At 71.0% G+C, this 22,534-nt stretch carries 20 protein-coding genes and 1 riboswitch; of the genes, 10 read left to right on the top strand and 10 right to left on the bottom strand.

Annotation, left to right across the window (positions count from 1 at the left end):
• Nucleotides 1–20 precede the first annotated feature (20 nt).
• From G5B56_RS00125 to G5B56_RS00135, 3 genes are all read right to left on the bottom strand, one after another.
• A complete protein-coding gene (locus G5B56_RS00125; RefSeq protein ID WP_164961990.1) occupies nt 21–596 on the bottom strand; it encodes a HupE/UreJ family protein in 576 nt (191 codons plus the stop codon).
• 192 nt (nt 597–788) lie between these two features.
• On the bottom strand, nt 789–1,412 hold the full coding sequence (locus G5B56_RS00130; RefSeq protein WP_009858935.1) for a DUF2238 domain-containing protein: 624 nt from the start codon (nt 1,410–1,412) through the stop codon (nt 789–791).
• Between the two features lie 67 nt (nt 1,413–1,479).
• Nucleotides 1,480–2,304 carry a caspase family protein gene (locus G5B56_RS00135; RefSeq protein WP_009858934.1) on the bottom strand — a complete coding sequence of 275 codons (825 nt, stop codon included), beginning with the start codon at nt 2,302–2,304 and terminating at the stop codon, nt 1,480–1,482.
• Between the two features lie 106 nt (nt 2,305–2,410).
• Between G5B56_RS00135 and G5B56_RS00140 the strand changes: the two genes are divergently transcribed.
• Both G5B56_RS00140 and greB read left to right on the top strand, forming a co-directional pair.
• Nucleotides 2,411–2,947, top strand: a complete 537-nt coding sequence (locus G5B56_RS00140) for a VUT family protein (protein ID WP_009858933.1) — start codon at nt 2,411–2,413, stop codon at nt 2,945–2,947.
• Nucleotides 2,948–2,978: 31 nt separating this feature from the next.
• A complete protein-coding gene (greB, locus tag G5B56_RS00145; protein WP_009858932.1) occupies nt 2,979–3,560 on the top strand; it encodes a transcription elongation factor GreB in 582 nt (193 codons plus the stop codon).
• Here the strand turns inward: greB and G5B56_RS00150 are convergent.
• The 4 genes from G5B56_RS00150 to G5B56_RS00165 all read right to left on the bottom strand — a co-directional run bounded on the left by G5B56_RS00150 (nt 3,551) and on the right by G5B56_RS00165 (nt 8,736).
• Complete coding sequence (locus tag G5B56_RS00150) at nt 3,551–5,836, bottom strand: bifunctional (p)ppGpp synthetase/guanosine-3',5'-bis(diphosphate) 3'-pyrophosphohydrolase (RefSeq protein WP_009858931.1); 2,286 nt, start codon at nt 5,834–5,836, stop codon at nt 3,551–3,553. The two genes, greB and G5B56_RS00150, sit on opposite strands and share 10 nt — an antisense overlap.
• 98 nt (nt 5,837–5,934) lie before the next feature.
• The gene (gene rpoZ / locus G5B56_RS00155) at nt 5,935–6,138 is read right to left on the bottom strand and encodes a DNA-directed RNA polymerase subunit omega (RefSeq protein WP_009858930.1); all 204 of its coding nucleotides are present in this window, start codon (nt 6,136–6,138) and stop codon (nt 5,935–5,937) included.
• 28 nt (nt 6,139–6,166) lie between these two features.
• Complete coding sequence (gene gmk, locus G5B56_RS00160; RefSeq protein ID WP_164961991.1) at nt 6,167–6,787, bottom strand: guanylate kinase; 621 nt, start codon at nt 6,785–6,787, stop codon at nt 6,167–6,169.
• A 32-nt stretch (nt 6,788–6,819) separates the two neighbouring features.
• On the bottom strand, nt 6,820–8,736 hold the full coding sequence (locus G5B56_RS00165) for a sigma-54-dependent Fis family transcriptional regulator (protein ID WP_164961992.1): 1,917 nt from the start codon (nt 8,734–8,736) through the stop codon (nt 6,820–6,822).
• A gap of 306 nt (nt 8,737–9,042) precedes the next feature.
• Here G5B56_RS00165 and G5B56_RS00170 point away from each other — a divergent pair, with 306 nt between their 5' ends.
• Nucleotides 9,043–10,563, top strand: a complete 1,521-nt coding sequence (locus tag G5B56_RS00170) for an aldehyde dehydrogenase family protein (RefSeq protein WP_164961993.1) — start codon at nt 9,043–9,045, stop codon at nt 10,561–10,563.
• Nucleotides 10,564–10,852: 289 nt separating this feature from the next.
• Here G5B56_RS00170 and G5B56_RS00175 read toward each other — a convergent pair whose 3' ends face one another.
• On the bottom strand, nt 10,853–11,380 hold the full coding sequence (locus tag G5B56_RS00175) for a hypothetical protein (protein WP_164961994.1): 528 nt from the start codon (nt 11,378–11,380) through the stop codon (nt 10,853–10,855).
• A 139-nt stretch (nt 11,381–11,519) separates the two neighbouring features.
• Nucleotides 11,520–11,628, top strand: a riboswitch (TPP riboswitch).
• Nucleotides 11,629–11,719: 91 nt separating this feature from the next.
• On the opposite strand from G5B56_RS00175, the gene thiC reads away from it, so the two are divergent.
• From thiC to G5B56_RS00205, 6 genes are all read left to right on the top strand, one after another.
• Nucleotides 11,720–13,630 (top strand): phosphomethylpyrimidine synthase ThiC, encoded by a 1,911-nt coding sequence (gene thiC / locus G5B56_RS00180; protein ID WP_164961995.1) that lies wholly within the window; start codon nt 11,720–11,722, stop codon nt 13,628–13,630.
• A gap of 363 nt (nt 13,631–13,993) precedes the next feature.
• Nucleotides 13,994–15,664 carry an L-lactate permease gene (gene lldP, locus G5B56_RS00185; protein ID WP_009858924.1) on the top strand — a complete coding sequence of 557 codons (1,671 nt, stop codon included), beginning with the start codon at nt 13,994–13,996 and terminating at the stop codon, nt 15,662–15,664.
• A 16-nt stretch (nt 15,665–15,680) separates the two neighbouring features.
• Nucleotides 15,681–16,472, top strand: a complete 792-nt coding sequence (lldR, locus tag G5B56_RS00190) for a transcriptional regulator LldR (RefSeq protein ID WP_164961996.1) — start codon at nt 15,681–15,683, stop codon at nt 16,470–16,472.
• On the top strand, nt 16,469–17,605 hold the full coding sequence (gene lldD, locus G5B56_RS00195; RefSeq protein WP_009858922.1) for an FMN-dependent L-lactate dehydrogenase LldD: 1,137 nt from the start codon (nt 16,469–16,471) through the stop codon (nt 17,603–17,605). The genes lldR and lldD overlap by 4 nt, the downstream gene beginning before the upstream one ends.
• Nucleotides 17,602–19,347, top strand: coding sequence for a D-lactate dehydrogenase (dld, locus tag G5B56_RS00200; protein WP_164961997.1), 1,746 nt, complete (start codon nt 17,602–17,604; stop codon nt 19,345–19,347). Before lldD ends, dld begins: the two co-directional genes overlap by 4 nt.
• Before the next feature lie 62 nt (nt 19,348–19,409).
• Nucleotides 19,410–20,144: a GDSL-type esterase/lipase family protein gene (locus G5B56_RS00205; RefSeq protein ID WP_164961998.1), complete on the top strand. Its 735-nt coding sequence runs from the start codon at nt 19,410–19,412 to the stop codon at nt 20,142–20,144.
• Between the two features lie 57 nt (nt 20,145–20,201).
• Here the strand turns inward: G5B56_RS00205 and G5B56_RS00210 are convergent, their stop codons facing one another.
• Nucleotides 20,202–20,594 carry a hypothetical protein gene (locus G5B56_RS00210; RefSeq protein ID WP_164961999.1) on the bottom strand — a complete coding sequence of 131 codons (393 nt, stop codon included), beginning with the start codon at nt 20,592–20,594 and terminating at the stop codon, nt 20,202–20,204.
• Between the two features lie 36 nt (nt 20,595–20,630).
• Nucleotides 20,631–21,530, bottom strand: coding sequence for a YicC/YloC family endoribonuclease (locus G5B56_RS00215; protein WP_081666893.1), 900 nt, complete (start codon nt 21,528–21,530; stop codon nt 20,631–20,633).
• A 31-nt stretch (nt 21,531–21,561) separates the two neighbouring features.
• Here G5B56_RS00215 and G5B56_RS00220 point away from each other — a divergent pair, with 31 nt between their 5' ends.
• Nucleotides 21,562–22,530, top strand: coding sequence for a serine/threonine-protein kinase (locus tag G5B56_RS00220; protein WP_029718643.1), 969 nt, complete (start codon nt 21,562–21,564; stop codon nt 22,528–22,530).
• Nucleotides 22,531–22,534: the final 4 nt, after the last annotated feature.

The following is a 22,534-nucleotide window of genomic DNA, read 5'->3' on the forward strand; positions in this document are numbered from 1 at the left end:
AAGCCCGTCGGCCGGGCCGTTCAGGCCCGCGCGAGCAGCATCAGCCCGGCGAGCACGACGCCGCCGGACAGCGTGCGCCAGACCACGGCCGGCAGCGCCAGCAGCCGCGGCGCGGCCGCCAGGCCTGCCGCGTGCAGCATCGCGGTGGCGGCCAGGAAACCCAGCGCGTAGCCGGCAAAACCACCGGCGTCGGGCAGTTCGGCGCCGTGCGCCAGGCCGTGCAGCGAGCCGGCAACGGCCACCAGCGCCAGCCCGGCGGCCGCCGGCAGGCGGCGCGCGAAGGCCAGCATCAGGCCCAGCACGGCGACGCTCGCCGCGATCGCCGGCTCGACCAGCGCATGGCCCCAGCCCGCGGCACCGGCCACGGCGCCGGCCAGCAGTGCCAGCATGAACAGCGCCGGGCCGGCCAGGCGGCGCCTGCCGGTCAACGCGGCGGCCGACCACAGGCCGACGGCGACCATCGCCAGCAGGTGGTCCAGCCCCAGCGGATGTACCAGGCCGGCGAACAGGCTGGTCGTGCCGTGGCCGGTGTGGGCCATGGCCGGGGCGGCGGCCATGGCGGCGACGGCGGCCAGGAGGGTGGGCGTGCGCTTCATCGAATGTCCTTCTGGAATCGGTTCGGCCCTGACCGGGCCTTGACGGGGAATGCTGTCTCGGTCGCCTCTGCCGGGGGCTGCGCTGTGCAGTCGCGGCGGGGGCGGTCGTGCGCCGTCAGCGTAAGCAAGATTTCGACCGTGGGTCTTGCGCCGGGGGGCGTGTGCCTCGGCCGGCCACCGCATCGCGGATGTTCAGCGCGCGGGGCCCAGGCGCGCGATCTGCGCATCGTGCAGGCGTGACAGCGACAGCAGCGCGGTGATGGCGCCGATCAGCGCCATGAACATGTCCGACTGCGTGTCCCACGGGTCGCCCTGGGTGCCGAGGAAGGCGTCGGCGTCCTGGCCGATGGCCAGTGCGACGCCCCATTCGATCAGCTCGTAGCTGGCGCTGATCGCCAGCACGATGCAGACGACGAGAAAGGCCAGCATGCGCCGGCCGCGCACGAAGCCGCCGCGCAGCAGGATCTCGCGTGCCGCGACGGCCGGCACGAAACCCTGCATGAAGTGGCCGATCTTGTCGTACGGGTTGCGCGACAGCTGCAGCCAGTCCTGGAGCTGGAAGCCCAGCGGCACCCGCGCGTAGGTGTAGGCGCCGCCGAGCATCAGCACCGCGCAGTGCACGAAGACCAGCGTGTAGAGCAGCGTCGTCAGCGGATGGCGCCGGTAGGTGGCGGCCAGCAGCGGCAGCACGATCATCACCGGCACCGTCTCCAGCACCCAGGTCTCGCGTTCGTAGGGCTGCCAGCCCGACCAGGCGAGCAGGGCGATCAGCACGAGGGCGGCGACGGCGAGGGCGGGGGTGCGGCGGTCGGGCATGGCCGCCGACTCTAGCGGCTCGCCGGGGCTGCGGGCATGTGCCCTGGCGTGCGACACCCGGCCGGGCTCAGTGCGCCAGCGCGGCGGCGCGGTTGCTCGCCCGCGTCTCGAGCTGCGGCACCTGGCTGAACTTGCCCTTCATCGCCTGGCGCATCGCCTGTAGCACCGCGTCACGGCTGCGCTGGCCGGCGCCGTCCTTCGTCGCCTTCACGAAGTGGTAGGTGAAGGCGCCGTTGTAGCGGCCGTCGAAGTACGCGTCGGCACTGGTCTGGTTGGCCTTGCAGCCGGTCCACAGCACGTGGTGTTCTCCGGGCTGCTCGGCGTCGCGGCCGAGCACGAAGCCGGTGGCGGCGCGCTGGCGCAGCGTGCCCTGGCGGCTGGGCGGCGCGACGAAACGCGGCCGCGGCGCGTGCAGCGAGAACTCGGCGCCGCGCAGCCCGGTGCCGCTGTGACAGGTGTCGAGGAAGACCTCCAGCTCGACGGCCGGCGGCAGCATGGCGAACAGGTCGTGCAGCTCGTCGTCGGTGATGATGTGCGCCGGGTCCCAGTCTCCGTCCTTCTCGGCCACGTCGTAGGGCACGAACGCCTCGTCGACGCCGTCGGGCTCGTCGCCGCTGGTGTCGGCGATCTGGGTGCCGTGCGAGGACCACGAGAAGACGATGCGGTCGAGCTTGCCGGCCCGTGCCTGGTCGGCCATCTTGTGCAGCCGGGCGAGGATCGCCGCCTTCGTCGCCTGCTTGTCCAGCAGCAGCGTGACCTCGCGCGGGCGCCAGCCCAGCGTGCCGGTCAGCAGCGCCGCCATGTCGCGGGCGTCGTTGACGCAGCCGTTGAGCTGGAATTGTGGGTAGCGCCGGAACTGGTTGATGCCGACGCACAGCGCGCGCTGGGCCATGGATCCCTCCATCGTTCACACCGAAAGAAGGGCAGGCTAGCGAGCGGCCACACGCGCGGCCCATCCCTAGCGGCGACAATAACGGGCTGACCCGAGGTTTCCGCCCATGAACCGTCTCCCGCTCGTTTCCCTGTCGAAGCCCATCGCCGCGATGGCTTTCGTCATCGTGCTGTCCAACGTGCTCGTGCAGTACCCGATCGGCGACTGGCTGACCTGGGGCGCGTTCAGCTATCCGCTGGTGTTCCTGGTCTGCGACCTGACCAACCGCGCGGTCGGCGTCACCGAGGCGCGTCGCGTGGCCTGGATCGGCTTCGCGATCGCGGTCGCGGTGTCGGCGGTGCTGGCGCCGTGGCGCATCGCCGTGGCCTCGGGCTGCGCCTTCATCTTCTCGCAGCTGATGGACATCGCGGTGTTCAACCGCTGGCGCCAGCAGAGCTGGTGGAAGGCGCCGCTGATCGGCTCGGTCGTCGCCTCGGTCGTCGACACCTCGGTGTTCTTCTTCCTCGCCTTCGCCGGCACCGACGTGCCCTGGATGCAGCTCGCCGCCGGCGACCTCGGCGTCAAGTGGCTGATGGCCGCGCTGCTGCTCGCGCCGTACCGCGCGATGCTGCCGCGCCTGCAAGCCTGGGTGCCGGTGCGCTGACCCTGCCGGCACGACGCCGGCCGACGAGCCGATGAACAAGGCCTTCACGAAGGAAACCGACGCCGCCGACGACGGCGACGACGATCTCCCCGGCCTGCCGCCGCTGCCGGCCGGCACGCGCAACTACATGACGCCGCAGGGCTGGCGCATGCTGCGCGAGGAGCTGATGACGCTGCTCGACGTCGAGCGGCCGAAGATCGTCGAGACCGTCTCCTGGGCCGCCAAGAACGGCGACCGCAGCGAGAACGGCGACTACCTCTACGGCAAGAAGCGGCTGCGCGAGATCGACCGCCGCATCCGCTTCCTGACCAAGCGCCTGGACATCGCCGAGGTCGCCGACCCGTCGGCGCACCACGGCAGCGACCAGGTCTTCTTCGGCGCCACCGTCACCTACGCCAATGCCAAGGGCGAGGAGCGCACGATCACGATCAAGGGCATCGACGAGGCCGACAACCTGAAGGGCGAGGTCAGCTGGGTGGCGCCGATCGCCCGCGCGCTCTTGAAGTCGCGCGAAGGCGACGAGGTGCAGCTGATGACGCCGGGCGGCCTGGAGACGATCGAGGTCGTCGAGGTGCGTTACCCGGCGCCGCCGGGTGCGACGCCTCAGGCCTGACCGGGCTTGTCGCGCCAGACGCGCAGCACCGCCGGCGCGCGGCGCAGCGTGCGCAGCACCTCGGCCAGGTGCACGCGGTCGCGCACGCTGACCAGCAGGCGCAGCTCGGTGGTCTCGGCGGCCGGTTCCTGGTCCATGTCGAGGTGGGTGATGTCGGCTTCGGCCGCGGCCACCGCCGAGGCGATCTGCGCCAGCACGCCCTTGCCGTTGTGGACCAGCGCGACGACGGTCGTCGGGAAGGCCCGGGTCGGCTCCTCGGCCCACTCGACGCGCATCCAGCGTTCGCTGTCGCGCTCGAACAGCCGGCGGCCGACCTGGCACTCGCTGGTGTGCACGACCAGGCCTTCGCCGCGGCCCAGGTAGCCGGCGATCTGGTCGCCGGGGATCGGGCGGCAGCAGTGCGCCATCTGCACCGACGCGCCTTCGCTGCCGTCGACGAAGACCACGCCCTGCGTCGGCGAGCTGTCGTCGCTGGCGTAGCGGCCCATCGTCAGCATCACCGCGTCGGGGCGGATGCCGCGTTCGGCCAGCAGCCCGGCCAGGCGCTTGGCGACGATGGTCGCGATCTTCTTGCCCAGGCCGATGTCGTTGAGCAACTCGTCGCGGCTGCGGTTGCCGCTCCAGCGCGTCAGCTGCTGCCAGATGGCGGCCGCGTCGGCATCGGCCGGGTCCGAAGACGGTGCCTGCAGGCCTTCGGCGCGCAGCGCCTGGCCGAGCAGCTTCTCGCCCAGCGCCTGCGACTCCTCGGACTCCAGGTTCTTCAGGTAGTGGCGGATCTTCGAGCGTGCGCGCCCGGTGCGCACCATGTGCAGCCAGCCCGGGCTGGGGCGCGCGCCCGGCGCGGTGATGACCTCGACGACGTCGCCGCTGCGCAGTTCGGTGTGCAGCGCCACCGGCTCGCCGTTGACCTTGGCGGCGACGACGTGGTCGCCGACGTCGGAGTGGATCGCGTAGGCGAAGTCCACCGGCGTCGCGCCACGCGGCAGCGCCAGGATCTTGCTGCGCGGCGTGAAGACGTAGACCGCGTCGGGGTAGAGGTCGATCTTGACGTGCTCGAGGAACTCCGCCGAGTCGCGCGTCTCGTCCTGGATGTCGATCAGGCTCTGCAGCCACAGCGCGCCCAGGCGCTGCGCCTCCTGCGAGTCGCCCTTGCCGCTGGTCTTGTAGATCCAGTGCGCGGCGATGCCGCGTTCGGCCACGGCGTGCATCTCGTCGGTGCGCACCTGGAACTCGACCGCCGTGCCCAGCGGGCTGACCAGCGTCGTGTGCAGCGACTGGTAGCCGTTGGCCTTGGGGATCGCGATGTAGTCCTTGAAGCGCCCCGGCACCGGCTTGTAGAGCTGGTGCAGCACGCCGATCGCCAGATAACACTCGGGCAGCGTCGCGACGACGATGCGAAAGCCGAAGATGTCGTTGACCTGGGCGAAGCCGGCGTGCTTCTCGCGCATCTTGCGGTAGATCGAGAACACCGTCTTCTCGCGTCCGGTGACCTCGACCTTCATCTTCTGCGCGCCGAAGGCCCGTTCGACGTCGCGCTGCACACGCTCGACGATGTCGCGGCGGTAGCCGCGTGCACGCTTGATCGCCTTGGCCAGCGCGCCGTGGCGCCAGGGATGCAGGTACTGGAAGGACAGCTCCTGCAGCTCGCGGTAGGTCTGGTTCAGGCCCAGGCGGTGGGCGATCGGGGCGTAGATCTCCAGCGTCTCGCGGGCGATGCGCGAACGTTTGTTCGCCGCCATCGACTCCATCGTGCGCATGTTGTGCAGACGGTCGGCGAGCTTGACGAGGATGACGCGCACGTCGCGCGCCATCGCCAGCAGCATCTTGCGGAAGGACTCGGCCTGGCTCTCCTCGCGCGTGCTGAACTGCAGCTTGTCGAGCTTGGTGAGGCCGTCGACGAGGTCGGCCGTCGGGGCGCCGAAACGCTCGATCAGCTCGGTCTTCGTGACGCCCTGGTCCTCGATCGTGTCGTGCAGCAGTGCGGCCATCACGGCCTGCACGTCCAGACGCCAGTCGGCGCACAGCCCGGCGACGGCCAGCGGATGCGTGATGTAGGGCAGGCCGCTGGCGCGGAACTGGCCCAGGTGGGCCTCGTCGGCGAACTTGTAGGCCTCGCGGACGAGCTTGATGTCGCCCTTGGACAGGTAGCCGAGCTTCTCGGTCAGGCCCGCGAACGAGGCCGCCTCGGCGGGTGTCTGCTCGGGCGGTTCGGACGCGCGCGAACGCCCCTGCAGCGCGGCAGGCAGCAGCTCGGCAGCCAGAGAGCGGATCCCCATGCTGCGTAATCTAGCGTGGAATGTCGGGCACGGACGGCGCGGGGCCGCAAACGACGACGGGCGCCGCGAGGGCGCCCGTCAGGGATGCGAGGTGGTGGTCAGACCGGGACCTTGCGCAGCATCTCCAGGCCGACTTCGCCGGCGGCGATCTCGCGCAGCGCGGTCACGCCGGGCTTGTTCTTGGTCTCGATCTTCGGCGCGTGGCCCTGGCTCAGCATGCGCGCGCGGTACGTCGCCGCCAGCACGAGCTGAAAGCGGTTCGGGATCTTGTGCAGGCAGTCTTCGACGGTGATGCGGGCCATTGCGGAGTTCCTGGTGCGGTGGGTTCGATCAGAGCAGGTCGAGTGCCGCGAAGACCTGGGAGCGGTTGCGGCACTGCGTCACGTACTTGAGGCGCTGCGAGTGCACGACCGTCTTGAGGTCGAAGAGCGCCGTCTCGAACAACTGGTTGATTATAACGAAGTCGAAGTGGCGGGCCTGGGCCACCTCCTCGCGCGCGTTCTGCATGCGCACCTCGATGACCTCGTGGCCGTCCTCGCCGCGGCGCAGCAGGCGCTGGCGCAGTTCGTCCCAGCTCGGCGGCAGGATGAAGATCAGCACCGCGTAGGCGAAGAGCTTCTTGATCTGCAGCGCGCCCTGGTAGTCGATCTCGAGCACGACGTCCTCGCCGCGCATCAGGCGCTCCTCGATCGCCTTGCGCGAGGTGCCGTAGAGGTTGCCGTGCACCTGCGCCCACTCGAAGAAGTCGCCGCGCTCGATCATCGAGCGGAACTCGGGCTCGTCGACGAACCAGTACTCGCGCCCGTTCTGCTCCTGGCCGCGCGGTTTGCGCGTGGTGTGCGAGACCGACACCGACAGGTGCGAGTCGAGCTCGAGCAGGGCCTTGACGAGGCTGGATTTGCCGGCGCCACTGGGCGCGGCGACGACGAAGAGATTGCCGGGCGTTTCCATCGCCGGATTCTACCGGCGGCGCCCGGCGCGCCTCAGCGCAGCCGCAGCTCGCGCATCTTGCGGTACAGCGTGTTGCGGCTGATGCCCAGCCGGCGTGCCGCCTCCGACAGGTTGCCGGCGCAGGTCTCGATCACCTGGCGCACGGTGCGCTCGGACTGCGAGCGCAGGTCGACCGCGTCGGCCACCGGAGCGGCCGGTGCCGGGCGCTGGCGCAGGTCCTCCGCGAGGTCGTCGCTCAGGTGGCCCCAGCCGATCTCGTCCTCGTCTTCGTCGAGCAGCGCGCAGGCGGTGGCCAGCGCGTTGTGCAGCTGGCGCAGGTTGCCCGGCCAGCGGTGGCGCGCGAAGGCCTGCGCGACCTCGGGTGCCAGCCGCACGTCGCGTGCCGGCAGCAGCTCGCGCAGCATGCCGGCCACCAGCGCCGCCTGATCGCCGCGCTGGCGCAGCGGCGGCAGCTGCAGCGCCAGGCCGTTGAGGCGGTAGTACAGGTCCTCGCGGAAGCGGCCGGCGTCGATCGCCTCGCGCAGGTTGCGGTGGGTGGCGCAGATCAGTCGGAAGTCCACGGCCTGCGGCCGCCCGCCGCCCAGCGGCACGACCTCGCGTTCCTGCAGCACGCGCAGCAGCCGCGTCTGCAGCGCCGCCGGCATGTCGCCGATCTCGTCGAGGAACAGCGTGCCGCCGTGGGCCTCGCGGATGCGCCCGGGGGCGCCGTCGCGCGCCGCGCCGGTGAAGGCGCCGGGGCGGTAGCCGAAGAGCTCGGCCTCGATCAGCGTCTCGGGCAGCGCGGCGCAGTTGACGGCGACGAAGGGCGCGTCGCGGCGTGCGCTGCTGCGATGCACGGCGCGTGCGAACAGCTCCTTGCCGACGCCCGACTCGCCCTGCAGCAGCAGCGCGATCGGCTTGTCGAGCACACGCCGGGCACGGCCGATCGCGGCCTGCATCGCGCTGTCGCCGGTGTCCAGCCGCGCCAGCGCGTCGGCCACCGCCGGCGCCGCCGGGGCGACCGGCCGCACGCCCAGGCTGCGGCCGCCTTCGACCCGCAGCCACAGCACGCTGCCGTCGTCGCGACGCACGGCATGCGCGGCGCTGCCGCGGCTCCAGGCGGCCAGCGTGGCGATGTCCAGCGGCAGCACACGTTCCAGCGTCAGCGCGCCGACCGATCCCGGCGTCAGCCCCAGCATCGCCATCGCGACGCCGTTGGCGCCGACGATCCAGCCGTCCTCGGACACGGCGAGCAGCCCTTCGGTGACCGTGCCCAGGCCCTCGGGCTGGGCGTGCAGCCGCAGGCGCAGGCCGGCGGCGTGGCGGGTGTCGAACAGGCGGTGCTCGATGATGCGCGCCGCCGAGCGCACCAGCGCCAGCGTGTGGCGGTGGTAGCCGCGGTGGTCGCCGGAGATGTCGAGCACGCCCAGCAGCCGGCCGGCCGGATCGGCGATCGGCGCTGCGGTGCAGGTCAGGAAGGCGTTGCGCTCCAGGTAGTGCTCGCTGCCGTGCACGACGACCGGCGCGCCTTCGGCGATCGCCGTGCCGACGGCGTTGGTGCCGCGCCATTGTTCGTGCCAGCTCGCGCCCGGGCGCAGCGCGACACGCTGGGCGCGGTCGACGAAACCGGCGTCACCCAGGGCATGCAGCAGCATGCCCTGGGCGTCGGCGAGGATGACCATGCTGTCGGTGTCGCGCGTCTGGTCGAACAGGAACTCCATCACCGGCCGCGCGTGGGCGACGAACTCGTGCTGCCGGTCCAGCGCACGCGCCAGCTGCGCCGACGACGCATGCGGCGCGCCGGCGAAACGCCCGCTGGGCGCCAGGCCGAAGTCGCGACTGCGGCGCCAGCTGCGTGTCAGCGCGGGCTCGAAGGCGTCGTCGGCGAGCTCGCCGGTGTCGAAGAAGCGGCGCCGCGCTTCGCGCAGCCGGGCCGGCGGCGTGCGCGCGGCGAGCAGGGAACTGGGCATCGTCTCGTCTCCAGCGCGAGCCTCTGGCGGGCTCTCGTGTCGGGGCCGGCCCAGCCTAGCGCAAGCCTTCGCCGCCGCGATGCGGATCGACCCGGAGGCCGGCACGGACTGTCACGAGACGGGACAGCTGTCCCGCCACGATGCGCAGCCGACGCCGGTTTTGACGCGAAACACGCCGTGTTTTGCCGAAAGCCGGTGGTTCCGGCGCCGAACGCGGCTGGCACGCCCTCTGCTGTTGCGGCCCCCGCGCGATCCGGTGCAAGGCTTCGTACCGGACGACGCCCCAAGACCCCAAGGAGACAACAGATGCTTTACGCACTGCCCAACACGCCGGGCGCCAAGGTCCAGTTCAAGGCCCAGTACGACAACTTCATCGGCGGCAAGTTCGTGCCGCCGGTCGAGGGCCAGTACTTCGACGTCGTGACGCCGATCACCGGCAAGCCCTACACGCGCGCCGCGCGTTCTGGCGCCGCCGACATCGAGCGTGCGCTCGACGCCGCGCACGCCGCAGCCGACGCCTGGGGCCGCACGCCGCCGGCCGACCGCTCGAACATCCTGCTGAGGATCGCCGACCGCATCGAGCAGAACCTCGAGCTGCTGGCCTATGCCGAGACGGTGGACAACGGCAAGCCGATGCGCGAGACGCTGGCCGCCGACGTGCCGCTGGCCGTCGACCACTTCCGCTACTTCGCCGGCTGCCTGCGCTCGCAGGAAGGCGCGATCAGCGAGATCGACGAGCACACGATCGCCTACCACTTCCACGAGCCGCTGGGCGTCGTCGGCCAGATCATCCCGTGGAACTTCCCGCTGCTGATGGCGGCCTGGAAGATCGCGCCCGCACTCGGCGCCGGCAACTGCGTCGTGTTGAAGCCCGCCGAGTCGACGCCGATCAGCATCATGGTGTTTGCCGAGCTGATCGCCGACCTGCTGCCGCCGGGCGTGCTGAACATCGTCAACGGCTACGGCCGCGAAGCCGGCATGCCGCTGGCGTCGAGCAAGCGCATCGCCAAGATCGCCTTCACCGGCAGCACCGCCACCGGCCGCGTCATCGCCCAGGCGGCGGCGGGCAACCTGATCCCGGCGACGCTGGAGCTCGGTGGCAAGAGCCCGAACATCTTCTTCGAGGACGTGGCCGCGGCCGACGACGAGTTCTTCGACAAGGCGATCGAAGGCCTGGTGCTGTTCGCGTTCAACCAGGGCGAGGTCTGCACCTGCCCGTCGCGCGCGCTGATCCACGAGAAGATCTACGACAAGTTCATGGCGCGGGCGCTGGAACGCGTGAAGCAGATCAAGCAGGGCAGCCCGTTGGACACCGAGACGATGATGGGCGCGCAGGCCTCGGCGATGCAGATGGACAAGATCCTCGGCTACCTCGAGATCGGCCGCCAGGAAGGCGCCGAATGCCTGATCGGTGGCGCCCGTGCCGACCTCGGCGGCGAGCTGTCGGGCGGCTACTACATCCAGCCGACGCTGTTCAAGGGCCACAACGGCATGCGCGTGTTCCGCGAGGAGATTTTCGGCCCGGTGCTGGCGGTGACGACCTTCAGGACCGAGCAGGAGGCGCTGGACATCGCCAACGACACGCCCTACGGCCTGGGCGCCGGCGTCTGGAGCCGCGACGGCACCGCCGCCTACCGCGCCGGCCGCGCGATCAAGGCCGGCCGTGTCTGGACCAACTGCTACCACGCCTATCCGGCGCACGCGACCTTCGGCGGCTACAAGGAATCGGGCATCGGGCGCGAGACGCACAAGATGATGCTCGACCACTACCAGCAGACAAAGAACCTGCTGGTGAGCTACTCGCCGCACGCGCTGGGCTTCTTCTGACGCGACGGCTGCGGCTGCGGGGGTCAGGTCTCGAGAGACCTGACCCCAAGGTCCCCGAGAGACCTGACCCCAAGGTCCCCGCGCTGGGCTTCTTCTGACGCGACGGCCGCGGCTGCGGGGGTCAGGTCTTGAGAGACCTGACCCCAAGGTCCGACGCGACGGCTGCGGCTGAGTGCCGCTGCGGGGGGCTGGCTGCGGGGGTCAGGTCTTGAGAGACCTGACCCCAAGGTACCCAAGGCCCTCAGACAGGCCGGCCGCGCGCTTCGTTGCGCGGCCTTTTCCGTGCTGTTCAGCGCAGTTCGAGCCGCAGCTGGACGGCGCGTGCACCCGCCACCTGCGGCGCGCCGAGCTGCGCCGAGCCGGCGCCGCGGCCGAGCAGGTAGCTGCGCACGGCGGCGGCCCGCTGCGCCGCCAGCGCCGTGTCGCCGCCGGCGTCACCCGGAGCGGCGAGCGCGAGCGTCATCTGCGGCTGGCGGCGCAGCGACTCGGCCAGCTTGTCGAGCACCGCCGCCAGCGGCGGCTTGACGCTGCGTTTGCCGGCGTCGAACGAGAACGCCAGCGGCACCTCCACCGCGACCGGCCCGCTGCCTTTCTGGGTGATGACGACCGGCGTGCCGTCGAACCAGCTCTGCAGCCACTGGCGCTCGACGACCAGCGCCGGTGTTGGCGGCATCGACGGCAGGCTGCGGCCGCGGGGCGGCTCGGGTGTCGGCGGCGTCGTCTGGCAGCCGGTGACGGCGAACACCGTGGCCAGCGCGGCGGCGGCAGCGAGGCCGCGGCGGCGGTGCGACGGCGGGCAGGGCTGGCGTGGCGTCATGCGGCAATTGTTCCGTGTGTCGCGCGCGGGTCCGTGTCCAGGCGTTCGATGCCCTTGCCGCGGCGCCGTGATCGCGCGGCGCGACTGCCGCCGCAGGGCCGTGCGGCGCGCGCTGGCGGCCGCCGGCCCGACTACACTCGCTCCCGCTCCGGGGTGCACGTATGGCGTGCTGAGATGGCGGACCTGACCGCCGGAACCGCGAACTTGATCTGGTTAGCACCAGCGTAAGAAGAGCTGCAGCGCCGAGGCGCGTGCGTCCGTCCGTCGAGGGCGGGCGTGCGCGCCGTTCAGTCGGCGCCGATGGCGGGGCATTCATCCAACCGATACGGAGATTGCCCGATGAACGCCCCCGGCGACCTGCAGCAGCGGCTGTCCCTGAGCCGCGAACCCTTCCCCCAGTCCCGCAAGGTTTACGTGCCCGGCGCCTCGCCGGCGGTGCGCGTGCCGATGCGCGAGATCACGCTGAGCAACGGCGAGACCGTCACGCTCTACGACACCTCGGGCCCCTACACCGACCCGGCGGTGGCGCTCGACGTGCGCCGCGGCCTGCCTTCGGTGCGCGGCGCCTGGCTGGACGAACGTGCCGACACCGTGGCCTACGACGGCCGCCCGCCCGCTGCGCAGGACGACGGTGGCCGCCACGGCGACGCCGCCGATGCCCGCCTGGACGAGCTGCGCCGCGAGGCGGCCGCCTTGCAGCGGCGGCCGCGCCGCGCCGCGGCCGGGGCCAGCGTGACGCAGATGCACTACGCGCGCCGCGGCATCGTCACGCCGGAGATGGAGTACGTCGCGCTGCGCGAGAACGGCCGCCGCGAGTGGATGCGCGAGTACCTCGGCGACGCCGCGCGCGAAGCCCGGTTGCGCGGCAACCCGCTGGGCGCCTGCATCCCCGAGACGATCACGCCCGAGTTCGTGCGCGACGAGGTGGCGCGCGGCCGCGCGGTGATCCCGGCCAATGTCAACCACCCCGAGCTCGAGCCGATGATCATCGGCCGCAACTTCCGCGTGAAGGTCAACGCCAACATCGGCAACTCGCCGGTGACGTCCTCGATCGAGGAGGAGGTCGAGAAGCTGGTCTGGGCGATCCGCTGGGGCGCCGACACGGTGATGGACCTGTCGACCGGCCGCCACATCCACACCACGCGCGACTGGATCGTGCGCAACTCGCCGGTGCCGGTGGGCACGGTGCCGATCTACCAGGCGCTGGAGAAGGTGGGCGGCGTCGCCGAGGACCTGAGCTGGCCGCTGCTGCGCGACACGCTGATCGAGCAGGCGGAGCAGGGCGTCGACTACTTCACCTTGCACGCCGGGCTGCGCCTGCCCTTCGTGCCGCTGACCGCCGGGCGGCGCACCGGCATCGTCTCGCGCGGCGGCTCGATCCTCGCCAAGTGGTGCGTCGCCCATCACCAGGAGAACTTCCTCTACACGCACTTCGAGGAGATCTGCGAAATCATGAAGGCCTACGACGTGGCCTTCTCGCTCGGCGACGGCCTGCGCCCGGGCTCGGCGGCCGACGCCAACGACGAGGCCCAGTTCGCCGAGCTGCGCACGCTGGGCGAGCTGACGCAGGTCGCCTGGCGGCACGAGGTGCAGACGATGATCGAAGGCCCGGGCCACGTGCCGATGCACCTGGTGCAGGCCAACATGGACGAGCAGCTGCGCCACTGCCACGAGGCGCCGTTCTACACGCTGGGGCCGCTGACGGTGGACATCGCGCCGGGCTACGACCACATCGCCAGCGCGATCGGCGCGGCGATGATCGGCTGGATGGGCACCGCGATGCTCTGCTACGTGACGCCCAAGGAGCACCTGGGCCTGCCCGACCGCGACGACGTGCGCCAGGGCATCGTCGCCTACCGCATCGCCGCGCACGCCGCCGACATCGCCAAGGGCCACCCCGGCGCACGCGCGCACGACGACGCGATGAGCAAGGCGCGCTTCGAGTTCCGCTGGCGCGACCAGTTCGCGCTGGGCCTGGACCCGCAGACCGCCGAGGCCTTCCACGACGAGACGCTGCCCAAGGACTCGTCCAAGGAGGCGCACTTCTGCTCGATGTGCGGGCCGCGCTTCTGCAGCATGAAGATCACGCGCGAGCTGCGCGAGTACGCGCAGGCCCGGGGCATCGGCGAAGACGAGGCGGTGCAGCGCGGCCTGGCCGACAAGAGCACCGAGTTCAGGGCCGCCGGCGGCGGGTTCTACGTGCCGCTGGCAACACGTCGCGACGGGCCGCTTCCCGGTGATCCGGCCTGAGCAAAGTGGTCGGACCAATTGGCGGCAGAGTGATGTCGAATCCGGCGATTCACCCCGTGGTTACCGGTCGGGTACAGGAATACCCTGAGTCATCCGCTCGGGAAAATCCGCAGAATCCGCTCCGCTTCACACTGCCTTTCGTCAACTGGTCGGACCAATCCGGGCTCGATCTCGGTCGAAGGCGTGGTCGTGAAGTGTTGAAGTCAGCCTCGAAGAGCCAGCCGGCGTGACGGTCGCGAGACCCGTGCTGCGAGCCTCCTGGCGGCCCCGGCGCCCTGGTGGCGGGGCCGCCAGCGGCGACTGAAACCGCTCCGGGCCGCTCGCGGTCCTTTCCCGTTACCCCTGACCGCACGTCACACGGCCATGCAACCCATCTGGCAACAGAACTACGACCCCGCCGGCAACGTCTGGGTCTCGGCGCTCGTCGCGCTGATCCCGATCATCTTCTTCTTCCTCGCGCTGACGAAGCTGCGCCTGAAGGGCTACCAGGCCGGCACGATCACCGTCGGGCTGGCGCTCGGTGTCGCGCTGCTGTTCTACGACATGCCGGTCAGCGCCGCGCTGGCGTCGGCGGTCTACGGCTTCTTCTACGGGCTGTGGCCGATCGCCTGGATCATCGTGGCCGCGGTCTTCCTCTACAAGATCTCGGTGAAGACGGGGCACTTCGACGTCATCCGCTCGTCGATCCTGTCGGTGACGCCCGACCAGCGGCTGCAGCTGATCCTGGTGGGCTTCTGCTTCGGCGCCTTCCTCGAAGGCGCGGCGGGCTTCGGCGCGCCGGTGGCGATCACCGCGGCGCTGCTGGTCGGCCTGGGCTTCAAGCCGCTGTACGCCGCCGGCCTGTGCCTGATCGCCAACACCGCGCCGGTGGCTTTCGGCGCGATGGGCATCCCGATCATCGTCGCCGGCCAGGTGTCGGGCGTCGACGCCTTCGCGATCGGCCAGATGGCCGGCCGCCAGCTGCCGTTCATGACGATGATCGTGCTGTTCTGGCTGATGGCCATCATGGACGGCTGGCGCGGTGTCAAGGAGACCTGGCCGGCGGTGCTGGTCGGCGGCGGCTCGTTCGCCGTCGTGCAGTTCCTGACCGCCAACTACGTCGGCCCCGAGCTGCCGGACATCACCTCGGCGATCGTCTCGATGGTCGCGCTGACGGCCTTCCTGAAGGTCTGGCAGCCCAAGCGCATCTTCCGCTTCGAGCAGGACGACGCCGCCGGCCAGCCGGCCGCGGCGCCCAAGGCCGCGCAAACGCTGTCGCTGGGCAAGGTGATGATGGCCTGGTCGCCGTTCATCATCCTCACCGCGATGGTGACGGTGTGGAGCGTCAAGCCGTTCAAGGCGCTGTTCGCCGCCGGCGGGCCGCTGGCCTCCACCGTCATCAGCCTGCCGGTGCCGCTGCTGGACAAGCTGGTCGAGAAGATGCCGCCGGTGGTGACCGCGGCCACCCCGTACGGCGCGGTCTACAACTTCAACTGGCTGTCGGCCACCGGCACCGCGATCCTGCTGGCCGCGCTGCTGACCATCCTGTTCTCGCGCCTGTCGCCGGCCAAGGCCGCGGCCACGCTGGGCGAGACGCTGAAGGAGCTGGCGACGCCGATCTACTCGATCGGCATGGTGCTGGCGTTCGCTTTCATCGCCAACTACTCGGGCCTGTCGGCGACGCTGGCGCTGGCGCTGGCGCACACCGGCAGCGCGTTCACGTTCTTCTCGCCCTTCCTGGGCTGGATCGGCGTCTTCCTGACCGGCTCGGACACCTCGGCCAACGCCCTGTTCGCGGCGCTGCAGGCGACCACCGCGCAGCAGTTGGGCCTGCCCGAGGTGCTGACGGTGGCGGCCAACACCACCGGCGGCGTCACCGGCAAGATGATCTCGCCGCAGTCGATCGCCATCGCCTGCGCCGCCGTCGGCCTGGCCGGGCGCGAGTCGGACCTGTTCCGCTTCACCGTCAAGCACAGCCTGGTGTTCGCCGCGATCATCGGCGCGATGACGACGGTCCAGGCCTACCTGCTGCCGTGGATGATTCCGGGTCACTGAACTCCCGGACACCCCGATGCGACTGGTCGATCACGTCGTCGAGAAGCTGCTGGCGCTGGTGCAGGCGCGCGGCCTGCAACCCGGCCAGCGCCTGCCGGCTGAACGTGCGCTGGCCGCCGAGCTGGGGGTCTCGCGCAGCTCGCTGCGCGAGGCGATCCAGAAGCTCGTCAGCCAGGGCGTGCTGGCGGCGCGCCAGGGCGACGGCACCTACCTGCAGTCCACGGCCCAGGCCGAGTGGCTGCAGGAGGCCGTGGCGCCGCTGGTGAACCTGCTCGACACCGACCCCGGCTACCGCTTCGACGTCATCGAGACGCGCCACGCGCTGGAGACGGCCACCGCCGAGCTCGCGGCGCAGCGTGCCACCACCGCCGACAAGGACCGCATCCGCCGGGCCTTCGACGTGATGATCGAGCACCAGCAGAGCGGCCACGCCGAGCAGGCCGCGCGCTCCGACGCCCAGTTCCACCTCGCCATCGCCGAGGCCTCGCACAACCTGGTCTTGAAGCAGGTGATGCACGGCCTGTTCACCGTCGTGCTGTCGACGGTGACGCGCAACCGCGAGGACATGTTCCGCTTCAGCGCGCCCGAGACGCTGCGCCGGCTGACCGCCGAACACCAGGCGGTGATGCAGGCCATCGTCGACGGCGACGCGGCGCGTGCGCGCGCCAGCATGGTCGACCACCTCGAGCACGTGCGCCAGACGATCCAGCGCGAAGCCGAGGACCACGCCCGCCGCCAGCGGCTGCTGCGCCTGCCGCCCGACGCGGCGCCGCCGCTGCTGCCGCCCCACGATCTTCACTTGCCATGATCATTTCCTCCACCGCGGACTACCGCGAAGCCGCCCGCCGGCGGCTCCCGCCCTTCCTGTTCCACTACATCGACGGCGGCGCCTACGCCGAGCAGACGCTGCGCCGCAACGTCGACGACCTCGCCGGCGTCGCGCTGCGCCAGCGGGTGCTCAAGGACATGAGCCAGCTGGACACCAGCATCGAGCTCTTCGGCGAGAAGCTCTCCATCCCCGTGACGCTGGCCCCGGTCGGCCTCACCGGCATGTACGCGCGCCGCGGCGAGGTGCAGGCGGCCCGCGCCGCCGAAGCCCAGGGCATCCCGTTCACGATGTCCAGCGTCTCGGTCTGCGCGATCGAGGAGGTGGCGCCGAAGATCCAGCGCCCGATGTGGTTCCAGCTCTACGTGCTGAAGGACCGCGGCTTCATGCGCAACGCGCTCGAGCGCGCCCAGGCCGCCGGCTGCTCGGCGCTGGTGTTCACCGTCGACATGCCGGTGCCCGGCGCGCGCTACCGCGACATGCACTCGGGCATGAGCGGCCCGAACGCGCCGCTGCGCCGCTACTGGCAGGGCCTGACGCACCCGCGCTGGGCCTGGGACGTGGGCCTGATGGGCAAGCCGCACGACCTGGGCAACATCTCCACCTACCGCGGCCAGCAGGTCGGGCTGCAGGACTACATGGGCTACCTGGGCGCCAACTTCGACCCGTCGATCTCGTGGAAGGACCTGGAGTGGATCCGCGAGTTCTGGCGCGGGCCGATGCTGATCAAGGGCATCCTCGACCCCGAGGACGCCAAGGACGCGGTGCGTTTCGGCGCCGACGGCATCATCGTCTCCAACCACGGCGGGCGGCAGCTCGACGGCGTGCTGTCCTCGGCGCGTGCGCTGCCGGCGATCGCCGACGCGGTGAAGGGCCAGATCAAGATCGTCGCCGACTCCGGCGTGCGCAACGGCCTGGACGTGGTGCGCATGCTGGCGCTGGGCGCCGACGCGACGATGATCGGCCGCGCCTACATCTACGCCCTGGCCGCCGCCGGCGAAGCCGGCGTGCGCCACCTGCTGGCGCTGATGGAGAAGGAGATGCGCGTGGCGATGACGCTGACCAGCGTCGCGCGTGTCGCCGACATCGGCCCCGACCTGCTGGTGCGCGAATGAGCTCCCGCGAAGCCCTGCTGGCGCAGCTGCGCGCCGCCGTCGGCGCGCCGCACGTGCTGACCGACGACCAGGCCACGCGCCGTTTCCGCAAAGGCCACCGCACCGGCGAAGGCCCGGTGCTGGCCGTCGTGCGGCCGGGCAGCCTGCTGGAGCTGTGGCGCGTGCTGCAGGCTGTGGTGGCCGCCGGCCGCATCGTCATCATGCAGGCCGCCAACACGGGCCTCACCGGCGGCTCGACGCCCGACGGCACCGGCTACGACCGCGAGATCGTGCTCGTCAACACGATGCGCATCGCCGGCGTGCAGGTCATCGCCGGCGGCGAGCAGGTCGTCTGCCTGCCCGGCGCGACGCTGGACCAGCTCGAGCGCCAGCTGGCGCCGCTGGGCCGCGAGCCGCATTCGGTGATCGGCTCGTCGTGCATCGGCGCGTCGGTGCTGGGTGGCATCTGCAACAACTCCGGCGGCGCGCTGGTGCGCCGCGGCCCGGCCTACACCGAGCTGGCGCTGTACGCGCGTGTGGCCGACGACGGCCGCGTCGAGCTCGTCAACCACCTGGGCATCGCGCTCGGCGACACGCCGGAAGAGATCCTGACGCGGCTGGAGCGCGGCGAATACGGCGAGGCCGACATCGCCCGCGACAGCGGCCGTGCCGCGTCGGACCCGCGTTATGCCGAGCACGTGCGCGCCGTCGACGCCGACACGCCGGCACGTTTCAACGCCGACCCGTCGCGGCTGTTCGAGGCCTCGGGTTCGGCCGGCAAGCTGTGCCTGTTCGCGGTGCGGCTGGACACCTTCCCGAAGGAGGCCAGCACCGTCTTCTACGTCGGCACCAACGAGCCCGACGAGCTGACCTCCGTGCGCCGCCACCTGCTGACCGCGCTGCCGCGGCTGCCGATCGCCGGCGAATACATCCACCGCACGGCCTTCGACATCGGCGAGCGTTACGGCAAGGACACCTTCCTGCTGATCGACCGCTTCGGCACCGCGCGCGTGCCCAAGGCCTTCGCGCTGAAGAGCCGCATCGACGGCTTCTTCGAGCGCTTCGGGCTGCGCGGCGTGACCGACCGTGTCGTGCAGGCGATCACCGACCGCATGCCCAGCCACTTGCCGGCACGCATGCGCGAGTGGCGCGACCGCTACGAGCACCACCTGCTGATCCGCGTGTCCAACGACCAGGCCGAGGCGACGCGCGAGTACCTGGCGCGCCAGTTCGAGGCCAGCGCCACCGGCGCCTGGTTCGAGTGCGACGCCGAGGAGGGGCGCAAGGCCTTTCTGCACCGCTTCGCGATCGCCGGCGCGGCGATCCGCTACCGCGAGGCGCACCGCGGCCGCGTCGGCGACATCGTCGCGCTGGACGTCGCGCTGCGCCGCAACGACCGCGCCTGGGTGGAGCAGCTGCCCGACGAGCTGGAGCGCGACATCGTGCACAAGCTCTACTACGGCCACTTCTTCTGCCACGTCTTCCACCAGGACTACATCGTCAAGCCGGGCGTCGACCCGCTGGCGATGGAGCACCGCATGTGGGAGCTGCTGGACGCGCGCCGCGCCGAGTACCCGGCCGAGCACAACGTCGGCCACCTCTACGTCGCCAAGCCGGCACTGGTGGACCACTACCGCCGGCTGGACCCGACCAACACCTTCAACCCCGGCATCGGCCACACGCCGCGCGGGCGCGGCTGGCAGGAGTGCTGCGACCGGCCGGCGCCGGTGTGGCCGAAGGCGTACTCCGAAGCGGTGGATTGAGGCCCGGGGCGGTGGCCGCGCCGCCGAGCGCGCCGGGCACGCCGAATGCTTGGCCGGCGCGCATGCACTCCAACCGTCCGCCCCGCCCCGCGCCACGCCCGCGGCATGTCGCGCTGGCCGTGGCCGCGGCCGGCCTGCTGCTCGCCGCCGGCTGCGCCGCGTCGCGCATCCAGGCTTCGGCCGAACTGGCCCGTGCCAGCGAGCCGTTCCAGGCGTCGCCCGAGGCGCCCGCACATCGCTTGCTGATCGTCGGCGACAGCACCGCCGTGGGTACCGGGGCAAGTTCGCCGCGGGCGTCGCTGGCGGGGCTGATCGCCGCGGAACATGCCGACTGGTTGATCGTCAACCGGGCGCGGGACGGCGCGAAGTTCGTCGACGTCGTCGACCAGCTCGGCGGCAGCGAACGCTTCGACACCGTGCTGCAGCTGGCCGGCGGCAACGACGTCGTGCGGCTGACCGGCGCCGAGAGCTTGCGTTCGTCGGTCGACGAGGCGCTGGGCCGGGCCCGCGTGCTGGCGCCGCGCGTCATCGTCGTGCCGGCCGGCAACGTCGGCAATGCGCCGTTCTTCTATCCGCCGTGGTCCTGGTGGATGACCCAGCGCTCGCGCGAGCTGCACCGCGTCGTGCGCAACGCTGCCACGCGGCACGACGCCGCCTATGTCGACCTGTTCAAGGAGCGCCGCGACGACCCGTTCGCCCGGCAGCCGAAGCGGCTGAGCGCCGCGGACGGGCTGCACCCGAGCGACGAGGGATATTGGCTCTGGCGCGAGGAGTTGCGGCGGCAGGCTGGGTTGTAGCGGCGCTGGGTCGTCCGGACCCGGCGGGTCGGGCGCGAGCCGCCCCCCGCTGGACCGTCAGGCCGGCACCAGCGGCGAGCCGATCTCCCAGAAGCCGGCGGTGCCGCGTTCCTGCAGCACCCAGAAGCTGCCCGCGTCGGTGGCATGCCGCCGGAACTCGTACGGCAGCTCGAACCAGTCGGCATCCTCGGGCAGGCCGTCGTCGCCGGCCAGTGGCGTGTCGTAGCGCGGCTGGCACTGCACGACGCCGTAGGCCGCGAGCCGCCAGCGAAAGCGCAGCCGCGATTCGCCCCGCAGCACACTGCGCAAGCGCATCTCCCCCTCGCCGTCGTCAACGAAGACGATGGCCTCGTCCATCAGCGCCGTGTGGCTGCCTGGCAGCGCACGCCAGGCGCCGCAGGGGCCGTTGCGGAGCAGTTGCTCGCGGCAGGTCTCGTCGGCGAGGTTCACCGTGTGGTCCCGATGAGGGCGCGGTGCGTTGCGGCGTTACTCGATGTTTTGCACCTGCTCGCGCATCTGCTCCACGAGCACCTTCATCTCCACGGAGATCGCGGTCAGCTCGATCGCCGGCGACTTCGATCCCAGCGTGTTCGCTTCGCGCTGCAGTTCCTGGATCAGGAAGTCCAGGCGCTTGCCGAGTTCGCCGCCCTTCTTCAGCAGGCGTTCGATCTCGTCGAGGTGCGAGCGCAGCCGGGTCAGCTCCTCGGCGACGTCGATGCGGATCGCGAACGCGGCGGCTTCGGCCATTGCGCGCTCCTGCAGCGTCGCGGCCGGCACGCTGTTGCCGGCGTTGGCGCCGGCCAGCGCTTCGTTCCAGCGCTCCAGGAACCGTTGCTGCTGGCGCTGCACCACCTGCGGCACCAGCGGCTCGGCCTTGTCGGCCAGTTCGCGCAGCTTGCCCAGGCGGTCCATCAGCATCGCCACCAGGCGCTTGCCTTCGCGGGCACGGGCGTCCTTCAGGCCTTCGATGCACTGGCGCGCGGCTTCCAGCGCCGCCTCGTCCAGGCGCTCGCCGCCGGCGCCGTTGCGGCACCACTGCAGCACCTCGTTGACCGACAGGCCACGCGCCTGCGGCATCCAGCCCTGCACCGAGCTTTCCAGGCGCAGCAGCCGGTTCAGCTGCTCCGGGTTGGGGTTGGGCCAGGCCGAATCGCTGTCGCGCTGCGCCGAGATGCGCATCTCGATCTTGCCGCGCCGGAAGGCCGTGCCGAGCAGGTCGCGCAGCGCAGGTTCCAGGCCCCGAAGGTCGTCCGGCATCCTGAACGACAGGTCCAGAAAACGGCCGTTGACCGAGCGCGCCTCCACTGAAACGGAGGACGCCGCGCCACCGTCTCCGGCCGGGGCCGAAGCGGCGTTGGCATACCCCGTCATGCTATAAACCGCCATCGGATCCCACCCTTCGAAAAGCCCGGCGATTATGTCAAAGCCCAAACCTGCTCCGCTGCCTTCGGGCACCGTGGTCGGGGGCTACCAGATCGTCAAGAAGCTCGCGGCCGGGGGCTTCGGCGTCGTCTATCTGGCCGAGGGCCAGGACCGCCAGCTCGTCGCGATCAAGGAGTACCTGCCGTCGTCACTGGCCGAGCGTTCGGCCGGCGAGCTGACGCCTCGCGTCAAGCCCGACAAGCAGCCGCTGTACCGCCTGGGCCTCAAGAGCTTCTTCGAAGAAGGCCGCTCGCTCGCGCAGATCAGCCACCCGAGCGTCGTCTCGGTGCTGAACTTCTTCCGCGAGAACGAGACCGTCTACATGGTGATGAACTACCTGCAGGGCGACACGCTGCAGGACTTCATCGTCACCGCGCGCGACCTCAAGCGCGACAAGGTGTTCCGCGAGAGCACGATCCGCAGCCTGTTCGACGAGATCCTGCGCGGCCTGCGCATCGTGCACCAGCACAAGATGCTGCACCTGGACATCAAGCCGGCCAACGTCTTCATCACCAACGACAACAAGGCGGTGCTGCTGGACTTCGGCGCCGCGCGCGAGGTGCTGTCCAAGGAAGGCAACTTCATCCGGCCGATGTACACGCCGGGTTTCGCGGCGCCGGAGATGTACCGCCGCGACGGCTCGCTGGGCCCGTGGACCGACATCTACGCCATCGGCGCCTGCATCTACGCCTGCATGCAGGGCTACCCGCCCAACGACGCGCCGCAGCGCCTGGAGAAGGACCGCCTGGCGCTGTCGCTCTCGCGGCTGCGCAACGTCTACTCGGACAACCTCATCGAGGTCACCGAGTGGTGCATGTCGCTGGACCCGCTGTCGCGCCCGCAGAGCGTGTTCGCGCTGCAGAAGGAACTGGCGCGCGAGACCGAGCGCCGCTACACCAAGCTGAGCTTCAGCGAGCGGCTCAAGCTGCAGATCGAGACGATCAAGACCGGCCAGAAGGCCTGACGCC

Origin of the sequence: Rubrivivax sp. JA1026 (assembly GCF_011065555.1) — a bacterium.
GTDB classification, from domain to species: Bacteria; Pseudomonadota; Gammaproteobacteria; order Burkholderiales; family Burkholderiaceae_C; genus Rubrivivax; species Rubrivivax benzoatilyticus.